Origin of the sequence: Zobellella denitrificans (assembly GCF_002237365.1) — a bacterium.
Classification (GTDB): domain Bacteria; phylum Pseudomonadota; class Gammaproteobacteria; order Enterobacterales; family Aeromonadaceae; genus Oceanimonas; species Oceanimonas denitrificans.
This window is the reverse complement of the sequence record NZ_NMUO01000155.1, coordinates 1-3,870: the sequence shown is the minus strand read 5'-3', so window position 1 is coordinate 3,870 and position 3,870 is coordinate 1. Positions and strand designations below refer to the sequence as shown.

The following is a 3,870-nucleotide window of genomic DNA, read 5'->3' as shown; positions in this document are numbered from 1 at the left end:
AAAGATACGTTCCCGGGGCCCGGCCAGGTATGAGGTGATCTGGCGCGGCGCGGCCACCTGCTCGGGGCCGGCGGCCGCGCCGCGCCAGATCACTTCATTCTTGGCCGGATCCAGGGAGGCGAAGGGTTCGCCCTCCCCCGCCAGCCATTGACCATTGATATATTGCACTGCTTCAGTCATTGCCTTACATCTCCACTACCCGGACGGTGTCGCCGTCTTCAACCTTGAGCAAGCGGGCCATCTCGGGGGACAGCACCGCCTGGGCTTTTTCTTCATTGACTGCCATATCGCCGATCAGGGCCCGGAAACCATTGAAGCGGGTGTTGCTGATCAGGAACTTGCCGGCATGTACCGGCTGGCCAACCTGCACCGTCAGCCGCCGGCTGTTGCGCACGGTGCGGATGTGCTTGAGATCGCATTCCACACTGGGGCCGGCGTCGAAGATGTCCACATAGCCGCGCCAGGCGAAGCCTTCTTCCTCCAGCAGGCGCAGGGCCGGCCGGGTCTTGTCGTGGGTCTTGCCGATCACCGCCCGCGCCTGCTGGGACAGCAGGTTGACGTAGATCGGGTACTTGGGCATCAGATCGGCGATAAAGCCCTTCTGGCCGATGCCGGTGAGGTAATCCACGGTGGGGAAGTCCATGGAGAAAAAGTGCTCCTGCAGCCAGCTCCAGAACGGGCTGTTGCCCCGCTCGTCGGACACGCCGCGCATTTCGGCCAGGATGCGATGGTCGAACAGCTCGGAAAACTCGGCCAGGAACAGAAAACGGCACTTGGACAGCAGCCGGCTGTTCAGCCCTTCCCGCGCCTTTTCGCGCAGGAACAGGGTGCACAGCTCGCTGACCCCGGTATAGTCGTTGGTCAGGGTCAGGGTCTCGACCACGTTGTAGATGCCGAGCTTGCGCGAGCTGTGTACCTGCTTGCCCAGCAGGTAGGTATAAAAGGGGGAAGACAGGCCCACGGCCGCGTCCAGGGCGGTGGTGCCCAGCACCTCGCCGGTGTCGCTGTCTTCCGCCACAAAGAAATAGAGGCACTCGCCCTTGCCCGCCGGCCGGCTGGCGAAGGAGGCCATGGAATGATCGATCTTGTTTTGCAACAGCTCATCGTTGACCGGCAGCGAGGTAAAACCGTGGCCGGATTCAATGGCGATCTGCTTGAGGGTGGGGAAATCTCTCTGCTCGATGGGGCGAATCACCAACATGCAGAACTCCTTATTACAAAGTTGGCGACCAGGACGAGGCAACCCTGCCCCGCCCTGATGGCTGTCGCCGGGATGACTTAGCCGTTCACAACCTTGGCCACGGCGCGCTCGAAGCGGGCCAGGCCTTCGGCCACTTCTTCCTTGGTGATCACCAGGGAAGGGGCGAAACGCACCACGTTGGCACCGGCAATCAGCACCATCAGCTGCTCTTCCATGGCCGCCAGCAGGAAGTCGCGGGCCCGGCCCTGGAACTGCTCGTTCATCACGCAGCCGAGCAGCAGGCCCTTGCCGCGCACTTCCTTGAAGCAGCCGTACTTGGCGTTGATGGCGTCCAGCCCTTCCCGGTACCAGGCTTCGCGCTCCTTCACGCCCTTCAGCACCGATTCGGTGTTGACGGTGTCGAAGGCCGCCTCGGCCACCGCACAGGCCAGGGGGTTGCCGCCGTAGGTGGAGCCGTGGGTGCCCACCTTGAAAGCCGCGGCGATTTTGGTGGTGGTGAGCATGGCGCCGATGGGGAAACCGCCGCCCAGGGCCTTGGCGCTGGTGAGGATATCGGGGGTCACGCCCAGATCCATATAGGCATAGAGGGCGCCGGTGCGGCCCACGCCGGTTTGTACCTCATCGAACACCAGCAGGGCGTTGTGCTGGTCGCACAGCTCGCGCACCGCCTGCACGAAGGCCGGCTCCGGGCTGATGATGCCGCCCTCGCCCTGCAGCGGCTCCATCACCACGGCACAGGTGCGATCGGAGATCAGCGCCTTGAGCGCGGCCAGATCGTTGTAGGGCACGTGGTCGATGTCGGCCGGCTTGGGACCGAAACCGTCGGAATAGACGGCCTGGCCACCCACCGACACGGTGAAGAAGGTACGGCCGTGGAAGCCCTGGGTAAAGGCGATGATCTGGGTCTTTTCCGGACCGAAGTTGTCGATGGCGTAACGACGGGCCAGCTTGAGGGCCGCCTCGTTGGCCTCGGCGCCGGAGTTGCAGAAGTACACCTTCTCGGCGAAGGTGGCGTCCACCAGTTTCTTGGCCAGGCGCAGCGCCGGCTCGTTGGTCAACACGTTGCTCAGGTGCCAGAGCTTCTCACCCTGCTCCTTGAGCGCGGACACCAGCGCCGGGTGGCAGTGGCCGAGACAGTTGACCGCAATACCGCCGGCGAAGTCGATGTATTCCCGACCCTGCTGGTCCCACAGCCGGGCACCCTGGCCGCGCACCGGGATCACCTGGGCGGGGGCGTAGTTGGGTACCATAACCTGGTCGAACAATTCGCGGGTGACTGCCATATCAGACATGCTTATCTCCTCCAGATACCGCAGCTTGCTCTGCGATAAAAGTTAAATCCATGTAAACACGCGAGCATTATTGCAAAACAATGGTGACTTGTCTCTACAACCACCGAAAATATTAGTCATTTATTCGGATAAAAGAAAAAATATAGTCATTTATATTGCATAAGCTCGCATCAAAACCGCCGGTCCGGGCCCCGGCCCAGCGGCCGGGCTGCATAAAAGGGCAACCAAAAAAATTTTTGACGCGGCCGTCCCGACAGGCGGAAACCGCATTATTCCCGCTCCGGGCGTGGCTGACGAACGAAAAACACTGATAGCCCCGATAAGTAAAACTAATAGTCGGGGCCGGCAACAGGATTTCTAATGGGCCGCAGACGGCGCCAGGGAAGGACTCAGATAAGTTCGAGGAAGTTTTGCAGCAGGCGATGGCCGCCCTGGGTGAGGATGCTCTCGGGGTGGAACTGCACGCTGTAAAGCGGCAGGCGGCGATGCTGCATGGCCATGATCTCGTCCACCCGCCCCTCGCCGGTTTCGGTCCAGGCGGTGAGTTCAAAGCCGTCGGGCAGGCTCTCGGGCTCCACCACCAGGGAGTGGTAACGGGTGACGGTGAGCGGATCCGGCAGCCCCTTGAACAGGCCCCGGCCGGTATGGCGGATGGGGGAAGTCTTGCCGTGCATCACCCGGCGGGCGCGCACCACCCGCCCGCCGAAGGCTTGGGCGATGGCCTGGTGCCCCAGGCAGACGCCCAGGATGGGGATAACGCCGGCAAACCGGGTGATGGCCGCCAGCGATACCCCCGCCTCGTTCGGTGTGCAGGGCCCGGGCGAGATCACCAGCCCCCGCGGCGCCAGCGCGGCGATCTCGTCCAGGGCGATCTCGTCGTTACGGCGCACCACCACCTCCTGCCCCAGCTCACCGAAGTACTGCACCAGGTTCCAGGTAAAGGAGTCGTAGTTGTCGATCATCAACAGCATATTTAGCTTATCTATTTGATTTAAGAGAATAAAAACAGTCAATCATCGCTTTACCGGCCGCAATTTCATTTAACACCCAAAACCCGGGACCGCAACGGCATGCACGAGAAAGCCGTATTCTCGCATCTATCCACCCGGTGTCCAACCTCACCCGCTCCTGCTTTAACCAAATGCGCCTGAAGCACCCTATGGTTTGAAACTCAGGCAGCGACATCCCCGCACCGCCGTGGTACTGCGGTAACCGCCGCCGTAGGGCTGCACCGCCGTTGTAGCCGCCGCTCATAGCCAGGTACTTAAGCATTAAAATGTTCATAAATGTCACGTAACCCATTGCCCTGCCTGGATTTACTCTGCTGCGATGGCTGGGCGTTTCGTCGTAAATACTGACAGGCCCAGTCAAGGTGAT

Annotated in this window: 5 protein-coding genes; all 5 read right to left on the bottom strand. The window is 61.4% G+C overall.

All coding sequences use genetic code 11. The features are described from left to right. Positions 1–180 (bottom strand): hypothetical protein (locus tag CGX12_RS19720; RefSeq protein WP_142995708.1); only part of this gene is annotated, 180 nt, incomplete at its 3' end. 4 nt (positions 181–184) lie between these two features. Beyond that, entirely contained in the window at positions 185–1,201 is a 1,017-nt protein-coding gene (gene astA / locus CGX12_RS18840; protein ID WP_094041411.1) for an arginine N-succinyltransferase, read from the bottom strand. 77 nt (positions 1,202–1,278) lie between these two features. After that, entirely contained in the window at positions 1,279–2,493 is a 1,215-nt protein-coding gene (locus tag CGX12_RS18835) for an aspartate aminotransferase family protein (protein WP_094041410.1), read from the bottom strand. Between the two features lie 389 nt (positions 2,494–2,882). Beyond that, positions 2,883–3,464, bottom strand: a complete 582-nt coding sequence (locus tag CGX12_RS18830; RefSeq protein WP_094041409.1) for an anthranilate synthase component II — start codon at positions 3,462–3,464, stop codon at positions 2,883–2,885. A gap of 7 nt (positions 3,465–3,471) precedes the next feature. Beyond that, positions 3,472–3,870: hypothetical protein (locus tag CGX12_RS20140; protein ID WP_217898209.1), on the bottom strand; the 399-nt coding region annotated here is incomplete at its 5' end.

Excerpts from the sequence above, each read along its gene's own strand:
- CGX12_RS18835 (WP_094041410.1), bottom strand. The coding sequence starts at position 2,493 with ATGTCTGATATGGCAGTCACCCGCGAATTGTTCGACCAGGTTATGGTA.
- CGX12_RS18830 (WP_094041409.1), bottom strand. The coding sequence starts at position 3,464 with ATGCTGTTGATGATCGACAACTACGACTCCTTTACCTGGAACCTGGTG.
- astA (WP_094041411.1), bottom strand. The coding sequence starts at position 1,201 with ATGTTGGTGATTCGCCCCATCGAGCAGAGAGATTTCCCCACCCTCAAG.